The organism is Candidatus Krumholzibacteriia bacterium (assembly GCA_029865265.1).
GTDB lineage: Bacteria > Krumholzibacteriota > Krumholzibacteriia > WVZY01 > JAKEHA01 > JAKEHA01.
Genome location: JAOUHG010000005.1, coordinates 47,281 through 67,709 on the forward strand (window position 1 = coordinate 47,281; position 20,429 = coordinate 67,709).

The window sequence follows — 20,429 nt, forward strand, 5'->3', positions numbered from 1 at the left end:
CACCGTCGCCACCCTTCGTGGAATCCGCCCTCGCAGTGCTCCGCCGCCGTGCCGGGACGATTGCGGAGTCGATTGTGCGCCGCGCCCCGGCCGGGTCGGTCGCGCTGATCTTTGCCGGGGGCAGTCTTGCGCGCGGTGCGGTGTGGGCGTGCGATGTCGCGGGGACGCTGGAGGTCTACTCGGATATCGATCTCTACGTGGTGGTGGAAGACCCGTCGTTTGTGGCCGCGGTGCAGGCGGCGGCGCGACGCGCGATCGCGGAAGTGGAGGCGGGCAGGGAACCGGGTGTCCTCTTCCTGCGGGGCGTCGATGTGGGTGTGTATACGCGCGAAGACCTGCGCGCGCAGCCCGTGCGTCCCGGGACCGCCGATTTGGGCACGAACCACCTGGTGCTGTACGGAGACCCGGGACGGCTGCCGGGGATGCTTCCCGCGCCGGAAGAGATGGACGGGGTGGAGGCGCTCTATCTGCTGGAGAACCGTGCGTGGGACGCGTGGCGCCCGCCACGCGGCGACGCGTCCCGCGAGCGCCTCCGGCGGGTGCTGTCGCTCAAGCTCGACCTGGACATCGCCGTCGCGCACATGATCGTGGCCGGCGCGGGGGTGGCATCGATCACCAATCCGGCGCCGGCGTTGCGTGCGCCGGCCACGTTTGCGATCGATGAGGACGTGCGCGCGGCCGGGGTCCGTGCGATCGACGCGCGGTGTGATCCGGGGGCGCTCGCGGACTTGGAGGAGAACGGCGAGTCGCCGCTGCAGCGGGTGGGCCGGGCGTGGCTGGCCCTGGCGCCGTGGCCGCTGGACGCTCCCGGTGCGGATGCCGCCGCGCTGTTTGCGGCCCGCTGCGCACAGGGGCGGCGCCTAGCCAACGCGCGCCAATGGGTGCGCACCGCGGGATGCGCGGGGGTGGCGAAGCCGCGGGCGCTGCTGGCCGTGTGGCGTTGCAGCGCACGTTCACCCCGTTCGGTGCTCCGGTTGCACCCGCTGGCGCAGGTACTCCTGCGCGGGGACGCGCTTGAAGTCCACGCGGCCAATGCCCGCCGGGTGACCGCCGCGCTCGGTTTCGGTTTGGGAACGCTGGATGAGCGCGTGCGCGCCGCGCACGCTGCCATTTCCTAGGAGTCTGTGTTGCAGCGCCCCCTTGTATTCGTCTTTCTCATCGATGCGCTCGGCTGGCCCATTGCCGAACACTTCGGCTTCGGCCGGGGCACACTGCCTTCGCGCGGGGCGCTGGGAACGGTCCTGGGCTACAGTTCGGCGGCGATCCCCAGCCTGCTCTCGGGCGCGCGGCCGGTGGAGCACGGGTCGTGGTCCATGTTCCGTCGCGCGGAACGTAAGGGGTCCTTCTCCTTCATGCGCGGGGTCCCGCGGCTTCCCAACGCACTGGAGTGGCGCGCCCGCCGCTACGTGCGCCGCCTGGTCGACCGCCGCGCCGCGGTGCGCGCCTACTACGATCTCTACGAAATACCCCTGCATCTGCTGCACGCCTTCGACGTGGGACAGAAGGGCAATCCGTTCGATCTCGGAGGTCTGGACGCGGAGACGGTCTTCGACTGGATGGCCGCGCGCGGCGTGCGCTACCGTTTGTGGGACTACCGCGGCGATGAGAAACAGAACTTCGCGGAGGCGGTTGCGGCGGTGGCCGATGGTCTGGATGTGGTGTTCGTGTACACGGCGGAGCTGGACGCGCTCATGCACCGGGTCGGTATCTTTCACGATTCGGTCGGCGCGCGCCTGCAGGCGTACGCAACCTTCATGAGCGACATGCAGGAGGCGGCGTCGCGCGCGGGACGTCGGATGACCACTGTCGTGCTCAGCGACCACGGCATGACCGACGTGACCGCCACGGTGGACGTGTGGGGCGCGCTGGATGCCGCGGGATTGCGCGCCGGGAAGGACTACCTGGCCTTCTTCGATTCCACCATGGCGCGCTTCTGGGGCGACGGCGGCGCACTGGAGATTGCGACCCGGGCCCTGCAGGGGTGCGGCCGGCGCCTCGGCGACGGGGAACTCGATGCCCTCGGGTGCCTGTTTCCACGACGTGAGTACGGCGAAAGCGTCTTCCTCGCCGACCCCGGCGTACTGATCGTCCCGAGCTTCATGGGTTCGCGCGCCATCGCTGCCATGCATGGCTACCATCCCGACGACGCGTTCTCGCGCGGCTGCTTCCTCACCGACGCGGGCGCGACCGCTCCTGAATCGGTCCTCGGGTTCAAGACGTTCCTGCAGAGCCTGCTGCGGGGGAGCGTGTAGTGGAGGGCACCGCGCGGCGCATCGGAAACGCCATGGCGTGGAGCGTGGCCGCTCGCGGCATCCGCTTTCTGCTGGGGCTGGTGTCAAGTGTCGTCGTGGTGCGCGGCCTCGGGCAGCACGACTACGGCGTGCTCAGCGTCGTGCGCTCGGTGCTCATGTTCGTGATCATGCTGGCGGGTGCCGGCACCGGCCAGGCGTTGCTCAAGTTCCTCCCGGCCATGCGCGTGGTCGGGTCGGGCGTGGCGGCCCGGCGGCTGCTGCGGCGCGTCGTTCTCGTCCACCTCACGGGCTGGTGCGTGCTGGTGGTGGTGGCGTTGGCCGCGCGCCACGGGACCGAGCGGCTGTTCCACGTGGATGGCATCGGGGTGGTGGTTGTGGCGGCGGTGGCGCTGGCGCTCTTTGAGATCCTGTTCACGCTGGCCGGACAGGTGCTCAACGCCAGCTTCGAGGCGCGCAGACTGGCGTTTGCATCCACCGCGAGTCACACCGTGTATCTGGGCGTACTGCTGGTCTCGCTGCGCGGCGGGCTGGGAGTGATCGATGTGCTGGTGGCCGCCGCCGCGGGAAGTGCCGTGGCGTGCGCGATTGTGGCGGGACGGCTGCGGCCGTCCGTCGACTACGGCAACGCGGCGGGCGGCGAGTTCGGCCCGGGGCGCATATTGCGCTACTCGGCGCCCTTCGCGGCCATCGGAATCCTCAACCTGGTGGTGTGGCGACAGTCCGAAGTCCTGCTGCTGGGGCATTTCCGCTCGCCCGAGGAAACCGGATACTTCGACCTCGCGTACCGTCTGCCGCAGACCATTCTGGAGTTCGTGCCCGGGACGGTCTGGCCGCTGGTGATGGCGGGGATGTCGGAGGCATTCGCGCGCGACCGCACCAGCATCCGGCGCGCGGTGGATCGTTACTACCGCATGCTCTTCGTGCTGTGCGCTCCCATTTGCGCGATGGGTGCCGTGCTCGCCCCTCGCGCGGTCGCGGTGATGTTCGGCGAGGACATGATGCCGGCCGCCGTGCCGATGCAACTGTTCTTTCTTATCCTGACGGTGTCGTTCCTATCGACCCCGCTGTCGATGTCGCTGTACGTTCTGGAAAAGACACACATCAATCTGGTAATCTACGGTGCTCTCACCGTCATCAACCTGGGTCTGGACCTTCTATTGATACCCAAGTACGGCGTTTTTGGGGCAGTGGTGCCGGTGGCGATCGCCATCGCCCTGCAGCCGCTGGCCTACTACCTCGCCGCGCGGCGCGAGATCGCGGGTATCGGCATTCCGTTCGCGTTCATCGGACGGTGTTTCCTTGCCTCCGCCGCGGTTGTGGTGGCCCTGCCGGTGCTGCACCTGTTTCCGGGCGTGCCGGGGCTGGCCGCCGCGGGTGTGGTGGCGGGCGTGGCGGTGGTGTTCGCATACCGCGAGGCGGGTGTGCTGGGTGGGGATGAAATCGACGCGGTGGGTGCCATCCCGCTGCCGGGCTCCGCGAGACTCGCGGCTTTCTTCAGAAAGTGATCGGAGAACCATGCATCGTGACCTGAAGATCAGCGTCGTCATCCCCTGTTATAACGAGGAAGAGGGCGTTCGCCACGTCATCGAGCGCCTACCGGCGTATGTCGACGAAGTCGTCGTGGTGGACAACAACAGCACCGATCGCACCGCGGAAGTGGCCGCGTCGCTGGGGGCGCGCGTGGTCCACGAGAAACGCAAAGGATACGGTGCCGCCTACAAGGCCGGGCTGCCCGCGGTGACGGGCGACGTGACGGTCACGCTGGACGGGGATGGAACGTATCCATCGGAACAGATCGCCGAACTGGTGGATCACCTGGTGGACGAGAAGCTCGACTTCGTGAGTGCATCGCGCTTTCCGTTGCAGAACCCGGAGGCGATGAACTTCTCCAACAAGGTGGGCAATATGGTGCTCACGGTTGCGATGGCGGTCCTGTATGCGCGCGTGGTGCGCGACTCGCAGTCGGGGATGTGGGTGTACCGCTCGGCGGTCTATCCGGGACTCAATGTCACCAGCGACGGGATGGCGTTCTCGGAAGAGATCAAGATCCAGGCCATCCGGCACCGCGATGTGAAATTCGGGGAGTATCCGATCAACTACCACCCTCGGGTTGGCGAGGTGAAGCTGGAGAAGTGGCGGGACGGGTTCCGCAACTTGATGTTCCTCGTGACCAAGCGCTTCAGTTGACCCCGCTGCCACGCGGCGCCGGCGCCGCGGCGGCCGGATTCGTCTTCGTGGGGGCGCTCGCCGCGGGGTTTCTGGACGCGACGCCGGCCTGGGTGCGCATCGTGCTGTCACTGGCCGGGTTGATCGTCGCGCCGGCGCTGGTGTTTGCCCCGCGCCTGCGGGGCGTCGTCACCGCCGGGGGATTGCTGGGCGGCGTGCTGCCGGTTTCGCTCGTCGGCGTTTTGTCCCTGCACGCGTGCGTGGCAACGATCTTCGCGCTGTCCGGCGTCCCCTTCTCCGCCTACGCAACCACCGTCATATGGGGAACGCTCGCCGGTTTCGCCGGCGTGCTGGCGGCGCGGCTACGCCGGCCGGAGCGGCCGCTCCCCGGAGTGAGCGGGTTGCGCCTGCACCGCATGATCCCGCCGCTGCTGTTGCTGGTCGGCCTCGCCGCTGTTCTGGCGCCGCGCTACACCGGCGCCGAGGACGCTTTCGATCACATGGGCTACGTACGCCGCGTCATCACCCTCGACACGATGCGGCCGGACGGGGTGCTGTCGCTTCCGGTGGAGGCGGTGGACGCGTTGCCGCCCGATCCCCGCAAGGGCGGGTTTCATGATCTGGTGGCGCTGGTTGCGGACCTCGCCGGTGCCGATGCGGTGCCGGTCTGGTGGATGCTGCGGTTGCTGATGTACCCGCTGGGCGTTCTGGCATTCGCGGGGTTTGCCTCGCTGTTTACGCGCGGCGTGGCGCTTGCGTTGTGCATGGGCCTCTTCCTGCTCTCGTATGCGGGCAACGCCGTTCGCTTTGCCGATGCCGCCGCCTACGGGCAGGGTCTGGCCGCGACGTGGTACTGGACCCTGGCCGTGCTGGTGCTGGGCGGTGGCGGGGCGGGCCGCGCGCGCAAGGCAATGGTCCTCCTTCTGGCGGGCGGGGGTGTTCTGGCGCACCTGGGGGTTGCCATGCACGCAACGGTGCTCGCGTTGACGCTGCTGGTGTTCGGCGGCATGCTGGGTATCGCGCGCGCAAACGCCCGGCGCGACGCACTGTGGATGCTGGCCGGTGTGGCGGCCGCGTTTGCGCTGCGCACCGCGGGCGCGTGGGGCGCCGGTGCGGGTAACGAGATCCACACGCACGTGCATGGAATCATGACGGTGACGGGGCGGTGGTTCGTGATGAGTCCCATGGAGATACTGCGCCAGCACGGGCTGCTGTTCCTGGGCGGCATCACCCTCCTGCCGTTCACCGCCGTGGCCGCACGCACCGACGCGCGTGCGCGCGCGGTGGTGGCACTCTCGCTCATTCCGGTGTGCATCGCCTTCGTGCCGCCGCTGGCGACGTTGTCGTACCAGTACGCGGGCTACATGGCCTTTCGCGTGCTTCTCAACGCACCGCTCCTTCCGGCCATCGTGGTGACGGTGGCGTGGATGATTCGCGGCGCGCGACGGCGGGGTCCGGCATTGCGCGTGGCCAGTGCAATCGTGCTGGTGCTGTGGGGTATCGTCTTCATGGGTCCGTCGTTGCGCGCAGGTGCCGGTGAACTGGGCCGGCGCAGCGCGGCGGGCACGGCCGCGCCCCGCCCGCTTGACCTCGACACGCTGGTTGCGGGACTCCCGGTCGGGGCAACCGTGCTTTCCGACCCGGTGACGTCGTACCGGCTGAGCGCGTTCACCAGCCACCGCTTCGTCGCCGTGCTGCACCAGCATGCCAACCCGCGCGATCCGTGGGCGCTCGACCGCCTCGCCGCGGTTCGCGACGTGATCTCCCCGTTCGCACTGCCCCAGTCGGCGGTCGAGGCGTGCAGGCGTTACCGCGTGGATTTCGTCGTGCTGTCGGGCCGCGCGTGGGGGATTGGCCCCGGATATCTCACGCCGGGACGTCCCGACACGTTCGACGCCGCCTGGCTGCGCCTGGCGTCGATGCCTGACTCGTTTCGAGAATTCGCCCGGGGAGACGACTTTGTCGTCTTGCGCTTCGACCCGGATGCCCGCGAGTCGAACGATTTCGACGGCGTGCGCGCGCCGGTCGAGACGGGTGGCGGGCCGCCGGCCACATGCCGCATCGCGGTTCCAAACGACCGCTTTGAGGTTACCGGCTTTGGCGTGGCGCCGGCGGTCGTGTCCGCGGGGGATTCACTTATGGTCACCTTTGGATACCGGCGCGACCGGGTGTCGGCGTTGCGGCCCGACGTGATCTTTCACGTCCGCTTCGACCACGAGAGCCTGGCCGGGGCGGCGCGCGTACCCGGCGACAAGTACGTGCGCCGCATGCGCGAGCGATGGCTTCACGTTCGCTACCGTTTTCGTTCGGATCTGGTGGCGGGGCACGGGATCTACGAGCCCGACCTCTGGCCGGTGGGAACCCCGCTGACAGAGGAATTCCGTATCGCGGTACCTTCCGGAGCGGCGCCAGGCAGGTACCGCGTCGAGGTGACGGCGGTGGAGACGACCCTCCTGCCCAACTTCGACGTGACCGACCTGCTCTTCAACCGTGACCACTACTCCGGGGTGGCGTGCGCCACCATCGAGGTGCGTCCGGGAGTGGCGCGATGATCCGCGTGTGCTACATGGTGGACGCGGGCTTTCTGGGCGGCGCGGAGTTGTACATCTCCCAGCTTGCCACCGCACTCGACCGCGGCGCCTTCGAGGCGTCGGTGATCGTGCGCACGCCCCGCCATCCCGATCTCGACGGGTGGGTGGCCGATCTGCAGAAGACGCACGTGCGCGTGCTGTCGGCGCCGATGAACCTCCCCTACCGGCCCGCGGACGCACTCGCCATCCTGCGCGGGCTCGACATACTGGCGCCACAGGTGGTTCATGTAAACATGCCGGGACCCCACAGCGGACAGAACGCACTGCTGGTGCCGCTGGGCCGGTTGTTCGGCGCGAGGACCGTCGTCACCGAGCACCTGCCCATGGTGGAGGGAAGCCGCAAACGGGTTGCACTCAAGGCGCTCGCGTACCGCTCGCTGGATCTGGCAATCACCGTGTCGCACGCCAACGTGGCCTACCTGCACGAACGCCAGGGGGTGGCTGCGTCGCGTATTCGCGTGGTTCACAACGGCATCGCGGACGCGCCCGCCCCAAGCGCTGCGGGCGCCGCAATCCGCCGGGAGGTGGGTGCGAGGGAGGGGGAAAGCCTCATCTGGTTCGTGGGCAATCTTCTTCCTCACAAGGGATTGCGGGAACTGGTTGAGGCGCTTTCGATCTGTGGCCGGCGCGACTGGCGTCTCGCTGTGCTGGGCGCCGGACCCGAGCGCGATGGCGCCGAGCACCTGGCCGCCGCGGCGGGGATCTCGGATCGGGTGGTCTTTCTGGGGCGCAGGCCGCCGGAAGCGGTGCGTGCCGCTTTGCCCTCCGGAGACCTGCTCGCCCTGCCGTCACACATGGAGGGACTGCCCTACACCATCCTCGAGGCGATGGCTGCGGGTCTGCCCGTGGTTTCGTGCGCGGTGTTCGGTATTCCCGAGGCGGTGTGCGACGGGGAAACCGGGTTGCTTACCCCGCCGGGCGACGTGGCCGCGCTCGCGCGCGCGATGGCAACACTGCTGGGAGACGGGGCGCTGCGCCGGCGCATGGGGGAGTCCGCGCGCGCGCGTTACCAGGAGATGTTCACACTCGAACGCCAGGTGAATGACACGAGTGCCATCTACCGCGAACTGGCGACCGGGGCGCGCGCACGGTGAAGCGTCCCCGCGTACTCCTGGTGAAACCCGTGCTGCCGTTCCCGCCCGAGCAGGGAACCCGCGTGCTCTCGTTTGCCATCGTGGAAGCGCTTTCGGAGGCGTTCGACGTCACCGTGCTCGCCCGCATCCTGGATGCCGGTGAAGAAGCGCAGGCGCGTGCGCTGGAACGCTGGTGTTCGCGGGTGGTGACGGTGCTTCCCGACAACCGCCGCAGCATGGGCGCGCGCATCGCCTACAAGCTTGTCTACGGCACCCGCGCACTGGTGACAGGGCGTTCCCTGAAAAGTCTCTACGACTGCCCCGGCGCCTTCTTGCGCCGCGCGCGCGAACTGGCCCGCGAGTCGTTCGACCTTGTGATCGTGGAGTACTGGCAGCTGTATCCGTTGCTGGATGTGTTTCCGGCGGCGCGCACCGTTCTGCTCACCCACGACATCGATCTCCAGGTCAGCCGCGACCGCGCCACCCTGGAGCGCGGCGCGCTGCGACGTGCCCTGGCCGCGTGGCGGAACCGGGCCGAGGGGCGCGAGGAGGTACGCGCCTACCGGCGTGCCGGGCGCGTGTGGGCCCTGACCGCGCGCGATGCGGATTCGGTGCGGGCACTTTCCGGCGGCACACCGGTCGACGTGCTGCCGTTCGGACTTCCGAATGACGCATTCACCGAATCCGCAACGCCGCGCGAGCCGGGTGAGATCCTCTTCATGGGGGCGATGGGGGCGGTCTTCAACCGCGACGCCATCGTCCATTTCGAGCGCGACATCCATCCGCTCCTCGCCGGGCTGCCCGGCATCCGCTTTACCATCGTCGGGGGAGCGCTGCCCCCGGAGGCGTCCGCACTGGGGAACGCCCCCGGCGTCACCGTCACCGGACACGCGCCGGACCCCCGCGTCTACCTGCGCCGGGCCACCTGCATGATCGTGCCCCTGCGCTACGCCGGGGGCCTTCGAATCCGCATCATCGAGGCCATGGCGGCCGGGCTCCCGGTGGTGGCCTCGCCGGCCGCGGTGGCGGGCATGGACCTGGTGGCGGGGAGCGAGGTTCTGGTGGCCCGGACCCCGCAGGAGTACCGCGACCACGTCGAACGGCTGCTGGGGGACCCCGCCTTTGCCGCGTCCCTGTCCGGGAGGGCCCGGGAGGCCGTCCGGACGCGCTACGGGCCCCGGGCCCGTAGCGAGGGCATCCGCGCCCTGGTGGGTGCTGCGGTGCGGCGGGGACACGCCTGACAGCCCGTACCGGCGCGGAAAAGAGGCTGGTAGCGGGCCCTGTAAGTGTGCTAAAATCAATCGACTCGCGTCAGGGGCAAGGGTCAACGTTTCCGGGTGTCCTAAATGGGGATTAAGCCAGCGGTTCCTTTTCTGGACCTGTCGCTTCAGCACCGGGCGCTCCGGGCTGAAATCGAAGCGGTCGTGCAACGCACGCTCGACCGTGGCGATTTCATTCTGGGATCTGCGCTCGGCGACTTCGAGCGGGAGTTCGCGCGCTACTGTGATTGCGAGCACGCCATCGGCGTGAGCTCGGGTACGGCGGCGCTGCATCTCGCACTGGTTGCGCTGGGTGTCGGGCCGGGTGACGAGGTCGTCACCGTTCCCAACTCGTTCATTGCGACGGTGGAGTCCATTCTCTACACCGGCGCGACGGCCGTGCTGGCGGATGTCGACCCCGATAGCTTCTGTCTGGATCCCAGGGCACTCGAGCGGGCCATCGGCCCGCGCACGAAGGCGATCATCCCGGTTCACCTCTACGGCCAGCCGTGCGACATGGAATCGATCATGTCGGTCGCATCCCGCCACGGTATCGCGGTCGTTGAGGATGCATGCCAGGCGCACGGGGCGACTCTCGAAGGGCGCAAGATGGGTTCGTTCGGCCACGCGGCCGCGTTCTCGTTCTACCCGACGAAGAACCTGGGGACGATCGGCGACGGAGGAGCGTTGACGACGAACGATGCCGACATCGCGCAGAAGGTGCGGGCCCTCCGGCACCACGGGCAGTTCGAACCCAATGTATTCCCATGCACCGGGTTCAACTACCGGCTCGACACGATGAAGGCCGCGGTACTGGGCGTGAAGCTCCCGCATCTCGACGGCTGGAATCAGCGCCGCCGGGAGATCGCGGGGCGTTATCAGGAGCGGTTGCGCGGGACGGAGTTTGTGTTCCAGCGCCGCCTGCCGGGTTCCGAGCCGGTGTTCCACATTCTCGCCGCAAGGCACCCGCGTCAGCGCGCGGTGCAGGAGGCGCTGTCGAACGCGGGCATCGGATGGGGAAGGCACATCGTCGCCCCCGCGCACCGGCAGCCGGGTTACCAGCACCTCGTTCGCTCGGGAGACTCGTTACAGGTGGCCGATACACTGGCAGCCGAGCTCATCTCGCTTCCGGTCTTTCCGGAACTGACCGATGAGCAGGTCGATCGCGTCATCGAAGTACTCAGCAGGGTCGAAGTATCCGTTTGATTTGCACCACCAGATCCGGAAGGTCAGCAGCCGTGAAGAAGAACCTTGCAGCGTTTCGGTACTCCGATCAGAAAGTCGTGCCGCTGTACGCCTCGGAAGCCGTCCGTGGTTCGTATGTCGACGCGGCGACCCCCGCCCTTGCCCGCCCCTTCGAGATGGCATGCAAACGTGCCATCGACGTGGTGTTTGCTCTGGGGGTCATGATCCTGGGCCTGCCTTTTTATGGCCTCATTGCGCTCCTCATCAAGGCCACCTCGGAAGGTCCCGTGCTCTTCGTACAGGACCGTGTGGGAAAGGACGGCCGCCCGTTCAAGTTCTACAAGTTCCGAACCATGCTGGTTGACAACAGCGACGCTGCGCATCGCAGCTTCGCGGCCGAATTCATCAAGGGGCGCCTCATGCACGAGGATGAGGCCCGCAAGCCGGTGTTCAAGCTTCAGAACGATCCCCGCGTGACGCCGATCGGCCGTTTTTTGCGCAAGTCGAGCCTCGACGAACTTCCCCAGTTCATCAACGTGTTCAAGGGCGACATGACGCTGGTGGGCCCCCGCCCTCCGCTTGCCTACGAACTGGCGCACTACAAGGAGTGGCACCGCGGCCGCCTCGCCGTGAAACCGGGTCTCACCGGGCTGTGGCAGGTAAGCGGCCGCAGTACGGTGCCGTTCGATGAAATGGTCATGCTCGACCTGTATTACATAGAGAACTGGTCTCTTGCGCTCGATCTCAAGATCATCCTGCGCACCGTGCCCGTCATGGTATTCGGGTTCGGTGGCTACTAGCTCAGCTTCAGCAAGAGGAGTACCGCTTTGCTACGCATTGGTGTTATCGGTTGCGGCTATTGGGGCCCCAACCTCATTCGGAATTTTTCCCACCTGAAAGACACCCAGGTCGTGGTGTGCGCTGATCTGGACGAGAAACGTCTCGCCCACATGCGCACGCTCTACCCCGGGATCGAGACAACCCTCGACTACCGGCAGGTGGTCACGCGCGGTGACATAGACGCGGTGGTGGTTGCCACACCGCCGGAAACCCACTGTCCGATAAGCCTGGAGGCCCTGCGGGCGGGCAAGCATGTCTTCGTGGAGAAGCCGCTCGCCATCTCACCGGCCGAGGGCGCGTCCATGGTGGAGGAGGCGGCGCGGCAAAAGCGGGTGCTGTTGGTGGGACACACCTTCGTCTACACCGCCGCCGTCAACAAGATCAAAGAAGTGATTGATTCGGGTGAGCTGGGGGACATCCTCTATATCAGCACCACGCGCGTGAACCTTGGTATCTTCCAGGAGAATATCAATGTCATCTGGGATCTGGCGCCGCACGACGTGTCGATATTGAATTATGTGCTGGGGGGTATGCCCGAGTCGGTGTCGACCCAGGCGGGTTCGTACATCCGCCGCAACGTCGAAGACGTGGCGTTTCTTACCCTGCGCTACCCGAACCGGGTGCTGGCGCACGTTCACGTGAGCTGGCTCAACCCCAACAAGCTGCGCTCTACCACTGTTGTGGGCAGCCGCAAGATGCTGGTTTACGACGATGTGAGCGCACTCGAGAAGATACGTATCTACGATAAGGGCGTGACGGTGACGCCACATTACGACACGTTTGGCGAGTTTCATCTCTCGTACCGCTACGGCGACATTCTGATTCCCAAGCTGGACGACGCCGAGCCGCTCAAGGTGGCGTGCCAGCACTTCGTGGACTGCGTGCAGGCTTCGAAAACGGCGCGGAGTTCCGGTCTGCACGGGCTGGAAGTGGTACGCGTGCTCGACGCCGCCATGGCGTCGTTGCGCGACAACGGGCGCATGATCGACGTGGAACCCGTCGCTGGCGCCGTCCCGGGGAAAGACCCATCCTGACCGCGGTGGAGGTGGGGCGCATCCGTGTGGCGCTGGTGGCCTCGACCCTCGGGGTCGGGGGCGCGGAACGGGTGACCGCCGACGTGCTGCGGCGCCTCGATCCGGCCCGCTTCGGGAGCGAGCTGTTCTTTCTTCGCGAGGCCGGCGTGGTGGGCCGCGAGCTCATCGGCGACGGTTTCGTCGCCATCGAGCGCCTGCTGGACCGCAGCGGAGAGCCGATGGCGCTCATCCGCCTCGCGCGCCTGTTTCGGCGCTATCGCCCCGACGTGGTGTTCTGCCTCGACCACCACAACGCCATGACCCTCGGACGGCTCGCCGGGCTGGCGAGTGGCGCGAAGGCGATGGTCGTCGCGTCGCACGCGACCGGGCTGGTCGGGAAGCGCGGTGTGTTCGGGCCGGTGGACCGGATGCTGATGGATTTCACCGGCCGGGTGGTGGCGGTGTCCCGCACCCACGCGCGCTACCTGCAACTGCGCGAGGGCCTGCCTTTTTCCATTGTCCGCGTGATCGAGAACGGAATCGATCTGGACGCGTACCCGCCGGTGGACGGAGCCAGGCGCGCAGAGGCGCGCGCGGGGCTGGGGCTGGGTGACGAAGAGCGGGTGGTGCTCATGGTTGCGGCCATGCGACCCGAGAAGGCGCACGAGGCGTTGCTGGCGGCGACGAGGCGGCTGCGCGACGACGGCGTCGAGACCACCGTGATGCTCGCTGGTGACGGCGAGCGACGCGATGCCCTGGAGGACGCGGCGAACTTGCTGGGAATCCAGGATTCGGTTCGCTTCCTGGGGCTGCGCACGGACGTGGCGCGATTGCTGCATGCCGCGGACGTGGCGGTGCTGCCCTCGCGGGGCGTGGTTGAGACCCTGCCGCTGGCGGTCATCGAGGCGATGGCGGTGGGAATCCCGGTGGTGGCAAGCGATGTCGGTTCGGTTGCCGAACTGGTGCGGGACGGCGACAGCGGTCATCTGATTCCGCCCGCGGATGAGATGGCGCTGGCCGAACGGCTGAAGCATATTCTGGAGAACCCGGCGCGGGCCCGGGAAATGGGGGCGCGGGGACGTGAATGGGTGCGCAGGCGCTTCGCGATAGAGCGCACCGCATTGGGTTATGAAACACTGTTCGAGGATCTGGTGAGACGCTGAGATGAGTCGGGAATCCATTCATTCCAACGGAAACGGCGCGGTCGGCTATCCGACCGACGCCATCATTGCGCTCACCTACCGCTGCGACGCACGCTGCGAGATGTGCAACATCTGGCAGCTCAAGCCGCAGGAGTTCCTCTCCATCGACGACTACGCCAAGATCCCCTCGTCGCTCAAGGACATCAACGTCTCGGGCGGGGAGGCGTTTATGCGCAAGGACGTGGTGGACATCGTCAAGGTGATCCACGAGAAGTGTGGCGACCCGCGCATCGTCATCTCCACCAACGGATTCCGTACCGAGATGATCGTCTCCGCCATGGAGGAACTGCGCCGCACCATTCCCAATATCGGCATCGGTGTTTCCCTGGACGGTTTCGGTGACACGCACAACCGCATCCGCGGCGTCGCCCACGCGTGGGAGAACGCCACCGCCACGCTGCGCCAGTTGAGGGAGCGGGGTTTCGAGAACATCCGCATCGGCTTTACCGCCATGAACGAGAACATCCACGAGATGCGCCGCGTGTACGATTTTGCGAACGAGATGGGTGTGCAGTTCACGACCGCTGTCGCGCAGAATTCGGATATCTACTTCTCAACCCAGGTCAACCAGGACGTTTCCTCGCAGACGCTGTATGACGCGCTGGGTTACGTGATGAAGGAGGAGCTGCGCAGCTATCACCCCAAGCGCTGGCTGCGCGCCTACTTCGAGAACGGAACCCTGGTGTTCAACCAGGAGAAGCGGCGCATTCTGGAGTGCCGCGCGGGTATCGATTTCTTCTATCTCGCCCCGGAAGGCATCGTGTATCCGTGCCTGACGATTCCGTCGCCAATGGGCGACCTCAAGGGGCGATCGTTCGAAGACGTGTGGGAATCGGGACAGGCCGATGTGGTGCGCCATGAGATCGACGGTTGCGAGCAGTGCTGGATGATCTGCACGGCGCGCTCGTCGCTCAAGAAGAACCTTCCGCGCGCCGCGGGCTGGATCATGCGCGAGAAGTTCCGCTCCCACGTGTCGCGGTAGGGCCGGCGCAGTACCGGCCGGTCGTCCGTGGCAGTACTCGACACTGGCAGATTCTCGTTTCCGGCGCCCCCCGCCGGGTTCGTCGCATGACAAGGCGCACCGGCATGCGTCCGCTTCGCATCGCGATGATCGGGCAGAAGGGCCTCCCCGCGCGCTACGGCGGCGTGGAGACGCACGTGGAGAACGTGGCCGTGCGCCTGGCGGCGCGCGGGCACCGCGTGCGCGCCTATTGCCGCTCACGCCTGCGGCCGCGCGACGGCACCGCCGGCGGCTCCTACCGAGGCGTGGAACTCGCCTTCCGCCCCAGCATCAACAGCAAGCACCTCGACGCCGCCTCGCACACGTTCCTGTGTGCGGCGGAGTCTGCGTTCGTGCATTCCTCCGACATTGTCCACCTGCACGGCATCGGTCCGTCGGCCTTCGCGCCGGTGGCCGGGCTGGGCGGGCGGCGGGTGGTGTCAACCTTTCATGCCCTCGACTGGCGCCAACTCAAGTGGGGCACGCGTGCCAAAGCATTCCTCAAGCGCGGGGAGCATATCGGAGCCCGGCACAGCGACGGCGTGATCGCGGTTTCGCGCCTGATGCAGCGCTACATCCAGAGCGAGCACGGCGTGGAAGCCACCTGGATCCCCAACGGTGCAACCATGCCCGTGCGAACGCCCGGCACCGGCGCGCTCGAACGGCGCGGTCTCACCCCCGGGGGCTACCTGCTCACCGTGGGGAGGATCATCCCCGACCGCGACCTGCATACGCTCATCGAGGCCTTCACGCAGTCGCACCGGCCCAAGCACCTGGTGATCGTGGGCTCGGAAACGCCGAAGACCGCGTACGGCCGGATGCTCGAGAACCTGGCCAGCGACCGCGTGCTGTTCACCGGGGACGTCTTCGGGGAGGAACTGGAGGAACTCTACGCGCATTGCCTCATCTACTGTCTTGCGTCGCGGGTGGAAGGTCTGCCGATCACGGTGTGCGAGGCCATGGCGCACGCCCGTCCGCTCATCTTGAGCGACATCCCGGAGAACGTGGAGGTGGGTGGGGAGGCGGCGCGATATTTCCGCTGCGGGGACGTAAATGCGCTCCTGCAGACCATCGAGGACCTGGTGGCGGACGACCCCGGCCGTGCGGCGCTCTCCGCCGATGCCCGGCGGCGCTGTCAGAGCGTCTACAACTGGGATCTGGTGGCGGATCAGGTCGAGGCCTATTACTACCGTCTCATGGAGGGCAGGGGCTGAGCCGGGCGGTTTCTCTTTCCGGAGACGCGCGCGCGGTGATATGGTGACGCGCATGAGATCGAGAATCGGTCTGCAGCTTGTGATGGTGGCAGCGGTGCTCTGCGCCTGCGCGTCGCAGCCCCGTCACAAGTCCGCGACGCCGGAGCGGGCCACTGCGTCGAAGCCGTACGACTTCCGCACCGAGGGAACCGTTCCGCCGGCGGGCGCCGATGCCGCCCCGGTGGAAGCGGATGTCGAGGAGATGCCCCTGTCGGGGGACGCGATCGAGGTCAGCGAGGCGGAGGTGCCACCCCCGCCGGACACTCTGATGGCGGTCGCGCCGGCTGACAGTACCACCGACGGATTCCGCATCCAGGTGTTCGCATCCGCGGACCGGGAGGTGGCGGAGAACGCGGCGAGCGTGGCGGAGCAGCGGCTCGGGCTCTCCGCCTATACCGACCTGGAGGCGGGGATGTACAAGGTCCGCGTGGGTGACTACCAGGGGCGGCCGGCCGCCGAGGCGGCCCTGAAGACCTTCCGCAGTCACTATTATCCGGATGCGTGGATCGTTCCGGCCCGGGTGCGCGTTCCCCGCACCCCCTGACACGCGGCCCGCGGGAGCCGCTTCCGGCGGGGAGTTGACAAGGCGCGATTCGTGGCTATAATGGCTGGACGCAAACGACTTACGGAGCGGGAATAGCTCAGTGGTAGAGCTCCACCTTGCCAAGGTGGATGTCGCGGGTTCGAATCCCGTTTCCCGCTCCATTTTTCTTTCCAACCGTGAATGTCCGGCCGCTCTCAGGCCGGCTTCTCTTTCGGGGGCGGCATAGCCAAGTGGCTAAGGCGACGGTCTGCAAAACCGTTATCCCCGGTTCGAATCCGGGTGCCGCCTCCATGCACACCCAGGCGAGACTACCGATGCGCGTGCTGGCCGTGGCCGCCGCGCTGGCGCTCGCCTGCGCGGGCGGCGGTGACAGGAAGCCGCCCCCCCCAACACCCCCCATCCTGCTCTTCGCCATCGACGGCCTGGAGTGGGGCCTTATGAAACCGCTCATCGACGCCGGGCGCATGCCCGCGATCGCCGGGCTCATGCAGCGGGGCACCTACGGTTATCTCGAGTCGATGGTGCCCACGTATTCGCCCGCCATCTGGACCTCCATCGCCACCGGCAAGAACCCGGACAAGCACGGCATTCCGCACTTTGTCTATCGTGTGGGCCCCGGTGCCGACGACTATCGCTCGTACACCAGCGGGCATCGCAAGACGAAGGCGTTCTGGAACATCCTCTCCGAGTACGGCAAGACCGTCGACGTTATCGGGTGGTGGATGACCTATCCGGCCGAGGCGGTGAACGGGGTGATCGTCGCGCAGACGAACACCACCGGGGCCATGGAGCACTCGGAGAATGCACTGTGGAAGGGAACGCTGCTCGAGGGGGTGGACGACCAGGTGTATCCGCCCGACCTCACGCCCGAAGTCATGGGACTGCTGGCAGCGACGGACCGCTCCATGGATTCGGTGGTCACCGCCATATTCGGGGGTGTCCCGCAGGCCCGGACCGAGTTCACGAAACTGGTGTGGGATCAGTCGCTGTGGGCGTTTCGTGCCGACGCGGTATACACGCGCATCGCCGTGCGCCTGCTCGAGGACGCGCCGCCGCCGGACGTGTTCGCGCTCTACCTCAGCGGGCCGGATGTCGCGGGGCATCGCTTCTGGCGTTACGCGCACCCGGAGGAATTCTGGCACCCGCCGATGGCGGAAGAGGTGGAGGCGTTCGGCAGCGTGCTGGACGACTATTATGTTCACGTCGACCGGGTGATCGGCGAGGTGCTCTCCCGCGTCCCGGCCGATGTGACGGTGTTCGTGATATCCGACCACGGCATGCACGTGGTCAATCCCGACCGCGAGTTCGATCCGGACGACGAGCCGGGCTTTCGCCTCTCGGGCAACCACCTCGACGCGCCGCCCGGGGTCTTCGTCGCGGCCGGCGCCAACATCACCCGTGCGGCGACGCCACCGCCACTCGATCCCCTGCGTCCCATTGGCCGCGCCTACGACGTTTTACCCACACTGCTCGCGCTCAAGGGTATCCCGGTGGGGGAGGACTTCGACGGACAGGCGATGCAGGTCGTGATTTCGCCCGCGTTCCTGGAGCAGTTTCCCATCCGCAGCGTGAAGACGCATGACGATCGTGCATGGGAGGCGGCGCGCAGGGACCGGATGAAGGAAGCCGCCGACCAGGCGGAGCGCCTGGAGCAGCTCAAGTCACTCGGCTACATCAATTGACCCGGCCGTGAAACTGGGGGTTTGCGCCGCGGCCGGGATTTGCGAGAATCACCCACCATGTCGTCTCCCATCCTCGTCATCGGCGGCGGTCCCGCCGGCCTGTATTTCTCCATCCAGATGAAGCTGCGCGACCCGCAGCGCCCGGTCAGGGTGCTGGAGCGCAATCCGCGTGGCAGCACCTTCGGCTGGGGGGTGGTGTTCTCCGACGGCACACTGGGCCGCTTCCGCGAGGCGGATGCGGACACCTACCGCAGCATCACCGACCGCTTCGTGCACTGGGATGATATCGACGTCTTCTACCGCGGCCGCGTGATCCGCTCGGGCGGACACGGCTTCTGTGGCATCTCGCGCCAGGCGCTGCTGGACATCCTGGTGGAGCGGGCCGAGGCGCTCGGCGTGGACGTCCGCTTTGGTGAGGAAATCCGCCCCTCCGGCATCCCCGAGGCCGGCCTCGTGGTTGCGGCCGATGGCGTAAATAGCGCAATACGAGCGGAATACGCGGCGCACTTCAAGCCCGACGTAGACGTCCGGCGCTGCAAGTACGTGTGGCTGGGGACGCGCAAGGCATTCGATGCGTTCACCTTCTACTTCGAGGAAACGCCTGCCGGGTGGTACCAGGCGCACTGCTACCCATTCGGAGAGGGATTGAGCACGTTCATCGTGGAGTGCACGGAGGAGACCTGGCGCGCGGACGGTCTCGACCGCATGTCGACCCAGGAGGGGATCGCCTTCTGCGAGCGCCTGTTCGCGAGCCATCTCGGCGAAGAGCGCCTGGTTTCGAACGCCGCGCACCTGCGCGGGTCGGCGGTGTGGCTCAACTTCTCCCGCGTCAGTTGCGAGAAGTGGCACCACGGCAACATCGTCCTGCTGGGGGACTCCGCGGCCACGGCCCACTTCTCGGTAGGGTCCGGCACCAAGCTCGCCATGGAGAGCGCGATCTCGCTGGCGGAGCACGTCAAGGCGGATGGCAATCAGCGGGAGGCACTGGAAGCGTACGAGTCGGAACGACGCGTGGAAGTGCTGCGGCTCCAGAACGCGGCGCGCAACAGCACCGAGTGGTTCGAGGAGGTGGGACTGAAGGCCAACCTGGAACCCGAGCAGTTCGCCTACAGCCTCATCACGCGCAGCCAGCGCGTGAGCCACGAGAGCCTGCGCGCGCGCGACCCCGGCTACCTTGCCGCATTCGAGTCCTGGCTCTGCGCGAGGGCGACCGATGGCCGGCGCTCGCAGGCGGTCCCGCCCATGTTCCTCCCGTTCCGGGTGGGGGAGATGGAACTGGTCAACCGCATCGCGTGTTCGCCCATGGCCATGTACAGCGCGATCGATGGCACCGTGAACGATTTTCACCTGGTGCACCTCGGTTCACGCGCGTTGGGAGGCGCGGGGCTCATCTTCACCGAGATGACGTGTGTCTCGCCGGAAGGACGCATCACCCCCGGGTGCGCGGGCATGTACGCGCAGGCCCATGCCGACGCGTACCGGCGCATCGTGGATTTCATCCACCGCCGGAGCGACGCGCGCGTCGCGCTGCAGCTGGGCCACGCCGGGCGCAAGGCGTCCACGCGCGTGCCGTGGGAGGGCGGGGAGATCCCGCTCGCGTCGGGGAACTGGCCCATCATGGCGCCGTCCGCTATTCCGTGGACGGCGGCGCACGCGGTGCCGCGCGAGATGACCCGCGACGACATGGACAACGTGGTCAGGGATTTCGTGGCGGCCACGCAGCGCGCGATCGGTGCCGGCTTCGACGCGCTGGAGCTGCACTGCGCGCACGGCTATCTGCTGTCGAGTTTCATTTCGCCGCTGACGAACCGGCGCGCGGATGCCTACGGCGGTTCGCTGGAGAACCGCATGCGCTTTCCGCTGGAAGTCCTGGCCGCGGTGCGGGCGGTGTGGCCGCGGGAGCGGCCGCTGGGGGTGCGCGTATCGGCGACGGACTGGGTGGAGGGGGGCATCGGCATCGAGGACAGCGTTGCCATCGCGCGCATGGTGCGCGCGCGCGGTGCGGATTTCATCGACGTGTCGGCGGGGCAGGTGACGCCGGACCAGAAGCCGGTCTACGGCCGCATGTTCCAGGTTCCGTTCGCGGAGCGAATCCGCCTCGAGACGGGGATGGCGACGCTGGCGGTGGGCAACATCTACGAGCCGGATCACGCCAACAGCATCATCGCGGCGGGGCGCGCGGACCTGTGCCTGCTGGCGCGGCCCCATCTGTGGGATCCCATGTGGACGTTGCGCGCGGCGGCGCAGACGGGCTATGAAGACGTGCGTTGGCCCGAGCAATACGACACGGGCCGGCGTCAGCTGGAAACACTCATGCGGCGTGCGCGCGAGGCGCCCGCCGAACCTATCTGAAGCGTGGCGGAGGCAGG

Annotated in this window: 16 protein-coding genes and 2 tRNA genes; all 18 read left to right on the forward strand. The window is 67.3% G+C overall.

Annotation, left to right across the window (positions count from 1 at the left end):
• Positions 1–35: 35 nt before the first annotated feature.
• Positions 36–1,118 carry a nucleotidyltransferase domain-containing protein gene (locus tag OEX18_03840; GenBank protein MDH4336393.1) on the forward strand — a complete coding sequence of 361 codons (1,083 nt, stop codon included), beginning with the start codon at positions 36–38 and terminating at the stop codon, positions 1,116–1,118.
• 9 nt (positions 1,119–1,127) lie between these two features.
• Positions 1,128–2,252: an alkaline phosphatase family protein gene (locus OEX18_03845; GenBank protein MDH4336394.1), complete on the forward strand. Its 1,125-nt coding sequence runs from the start codon at positions 1,128–1,130 to the stop codon at positions 2,250–2,252.
• Positions 2,252–3,757, forward strand: coding sequence for an oligosaccharide flippase family protein (locus OEX18_03850; GenBank protein ID MDH4336395.1), 1,506 nt, complete (start codon positions 2,252–2,254; stop codon positions 3,755–3,757). Before OEX18_03845 ends, OEX18_03850 begins: the two co-directional genes overlap by 1 nt.
• A 10-nt stretch (positions 3,758–3,767) precedes the next feature.
• Positions 3,768–4,439: a glycosyltransferase family 2 protein gene (locus tag OEX18_03855; protein MDH4336396.1), complete on the forward strand. Its 672-nt coding sequence runs from the start codon at positions 3,768–3,770 to the stop codon at positions 4,437–4,439.
• Positions 4,436–6,970 carry a hypothetical protein gene (locus tag OEX18_03860; protein MDH4336397.1) on the forward strand — a complete coding sequence of 845 codons (2,535 nt, stop codon included), beginning with the start codon at positions 4,436–4,438 and terminating at the stop codon, positions 6,968–6,970. The genes OEX18_03855 and OEX18_03860 overlap by 4 nt, the downstream gene beginning before the upstream one ends.
• Positions 6,967–8,103: a glycosyltransferase family 4 protein gene (locus tag OEX18_03865; protein ID MDH4336398.1), complete on the forward strand. Its 1,137-nt coding sequence runs from the start codon at positions 6,967–6,969 to the stop codon at positions 8,101–8,103. The genes OEX18_03860 and OEX18_03865 overlap by 4 nt, the downstream gene beginning before the upstream one ends.
• Positions 8,100–9,323, forward strand: a complete 1,224-nt coding sequence (locus OEX18_03870; protein ID MDH4336399.1) for a glycosyltransferase family 4 protein — start codon at positions 8,100–8,102, stop codon at positions 9,321–9,323. The genes OEX18_03865 and OEX18_03870 overlap by 4 nt, the downstream gene beginning before the upstream one ends.
• 105 nt (positions 9,324–9,428) lie before the next feature.
• Complete coding sequence (locus OEX18_03875; protein MDH4336400.1) at positions 9,429–10,547, forward strand: DegT/DnrJ/EryC1/StrS family aminotransferase; 1,119 nt, start codon at positions 9,429–9,431, stop codon at positions 10,545–10,547.
• Between the two features lie 32 nt (positions 10,548–10,579).
• A complete protein-coding gene (locus tag OEX18_03880; GenBank protein MDH4336401.1) occupies positions 10,580–11,326 on the forward strand; it encodes a sugar transferase in 747 nt (248 codons plus the stop codon).
• A gap of 27 nt (positions 11,327–11,353) precedes the next feature.
• Entirely contained in the window at positions 11,354–12,400 is a 1,047-nt protein-coding gene (locus OEX18_03885; protein MDH4336402.1) for a Gfo/Idh/MocA family oxidoreductase, read from the forward strand.
• A gap of 11 nt (positions 12,401–12,411) precedes the next feature.
• Positions 12,412–13,542 (forward strand): glycosyltransferase, encoded by a 1,131-nt coding sequence (locus tag OEX18_03890; protein ID MDH4336403.1) that lies wholly within the window; start codon positions 12,412–12,414, stop codon positions 13,540–13,542.
• Between the two features lies 1 nt (position 13,543).
• Positions 13,544–14,563 (forward strand): radical SAM protein, encoded by a 1,020-nt coding sequence (locus tag OEX18_03895; GenBank protein MDH4336404.1) that lies wholly within the window; start codon positions 13,544–13,546, stop codon positions 14,561–14,563.
• Between the two features lie 86 nt (positions 14,564–14,649).
• A complete protein-coding gene (locus OEX18_03900) occupies positions 14,650–15,795 on the forward strand; it encodes a glycosyltransferase family 4 protein (protein ID MDH4336405.1) in 1,146 nt (381 codons plus the stop codon).
• Between the two features lie 52 nt (positions 15,796–15,847).
• On the forward strand, positions 15,848–16,378 hold the full coding sequence (locus OEX18_03905) for an SPOR domain-containing protein (GenBank protein MDH4336406.1): 531 nt from the start codon (positions 15,848–15,850) through the stop codon (positions 16,376–16,378).
• Positions 16,379–16,464: 86 nt separating this feature from the next.
• Positions 16,465–16,539 (forward strand) — tRNA-Gly (locus tag OEX18_03910).
• 55 nt (positions 16,540–16,594) lie between these two features.
• A tRNA-Cys gene (locus tag OEX18_03915) sits at positions 16,595–16,669 on the forward strand.
• Between the two features lie 23 nt (positions 16,670–16,692).
• Positions 16,693–18,060 (forward strand): alkaline phosphatase family protein, encoded by a 1,368-nt coding sequence (locus tag OEX18_03920; GenBank protein MDH4336407.1) that lies wholly within the window; start codon positions 16,693–16,695, stop codon positions 18,058–18,060.
• A 57-nt stretch (positions 18,061–18,117) separates the two neighbouring features.
• Positions 18,118–20,412, forward strand: a complete 2,295-nt coding sequence (locus OEX18_03925; protein MDH4336408.1) for a bifunctional salicylyl-CoA 5-hydroxylase/oxidoreductase — start codon at positions 18,118–18,120, stop codon at positions 20,410–20,412.
• Positions 20,413–20,429 lie beyond the last annotated feature (17 nt).

Coding starts and splice junctions, on each gene's coding strand:
- OEX18_03855 (MDH4336396.1), top strand. CDS start 3,768: ATGCATCGTGACCTGAAGATCAGCGTCGTCATCCCCTGTTATAACGAG.
- OEX18_03865 (MDH4336398.1), top strand. CDS start 6,967: ATGATCCGCGTGTGCTACATGGTGGACGCGGGCTTTCTGGGCGGCGCG.
- OEX18_03875 (MDH4336400.1), top strand. CDS start 9,429: ATGGGGATTAAGCCAGCGGTTCCTTTTCTGGACCTGTCGCTTCAGCAC.
- OEX18_03895 (MDH4336404.1), top strand. CDS start 13,544: ATGAGTCGGGAATCCATTCATTCCAACGGAAACGGCGCGGTCGGCTAT.
- OEX18_03900 (MDH4336405.1), top strand. CDS start 14,650: ATGACAAGGCGCACCGGCATGCGTCCGCTTCGCATCGCGATGATCGGG.
- OEX18_03905 (MDH4336406.1), top strand. CDS start 15,848: ATGAGATCGAGAATCGGTCTGCAGCTTGTGATGGTGGCAGCGGTGCTC.
- OEX18_03920 (MDH4336407.1), top strand. CDS start 16,693: ATGCGCGTGCTGGCCGTGGCCGCCGCGCTGGCGCTCGCCTGCGCGGGC.
- OEX18_03925 (MDH4336408.1), top strand. CDS start 18,118: ATGTCGTCTCCCATCCTCGTCATCGGCGGCGGTCCCGCCGGCCTGTAT.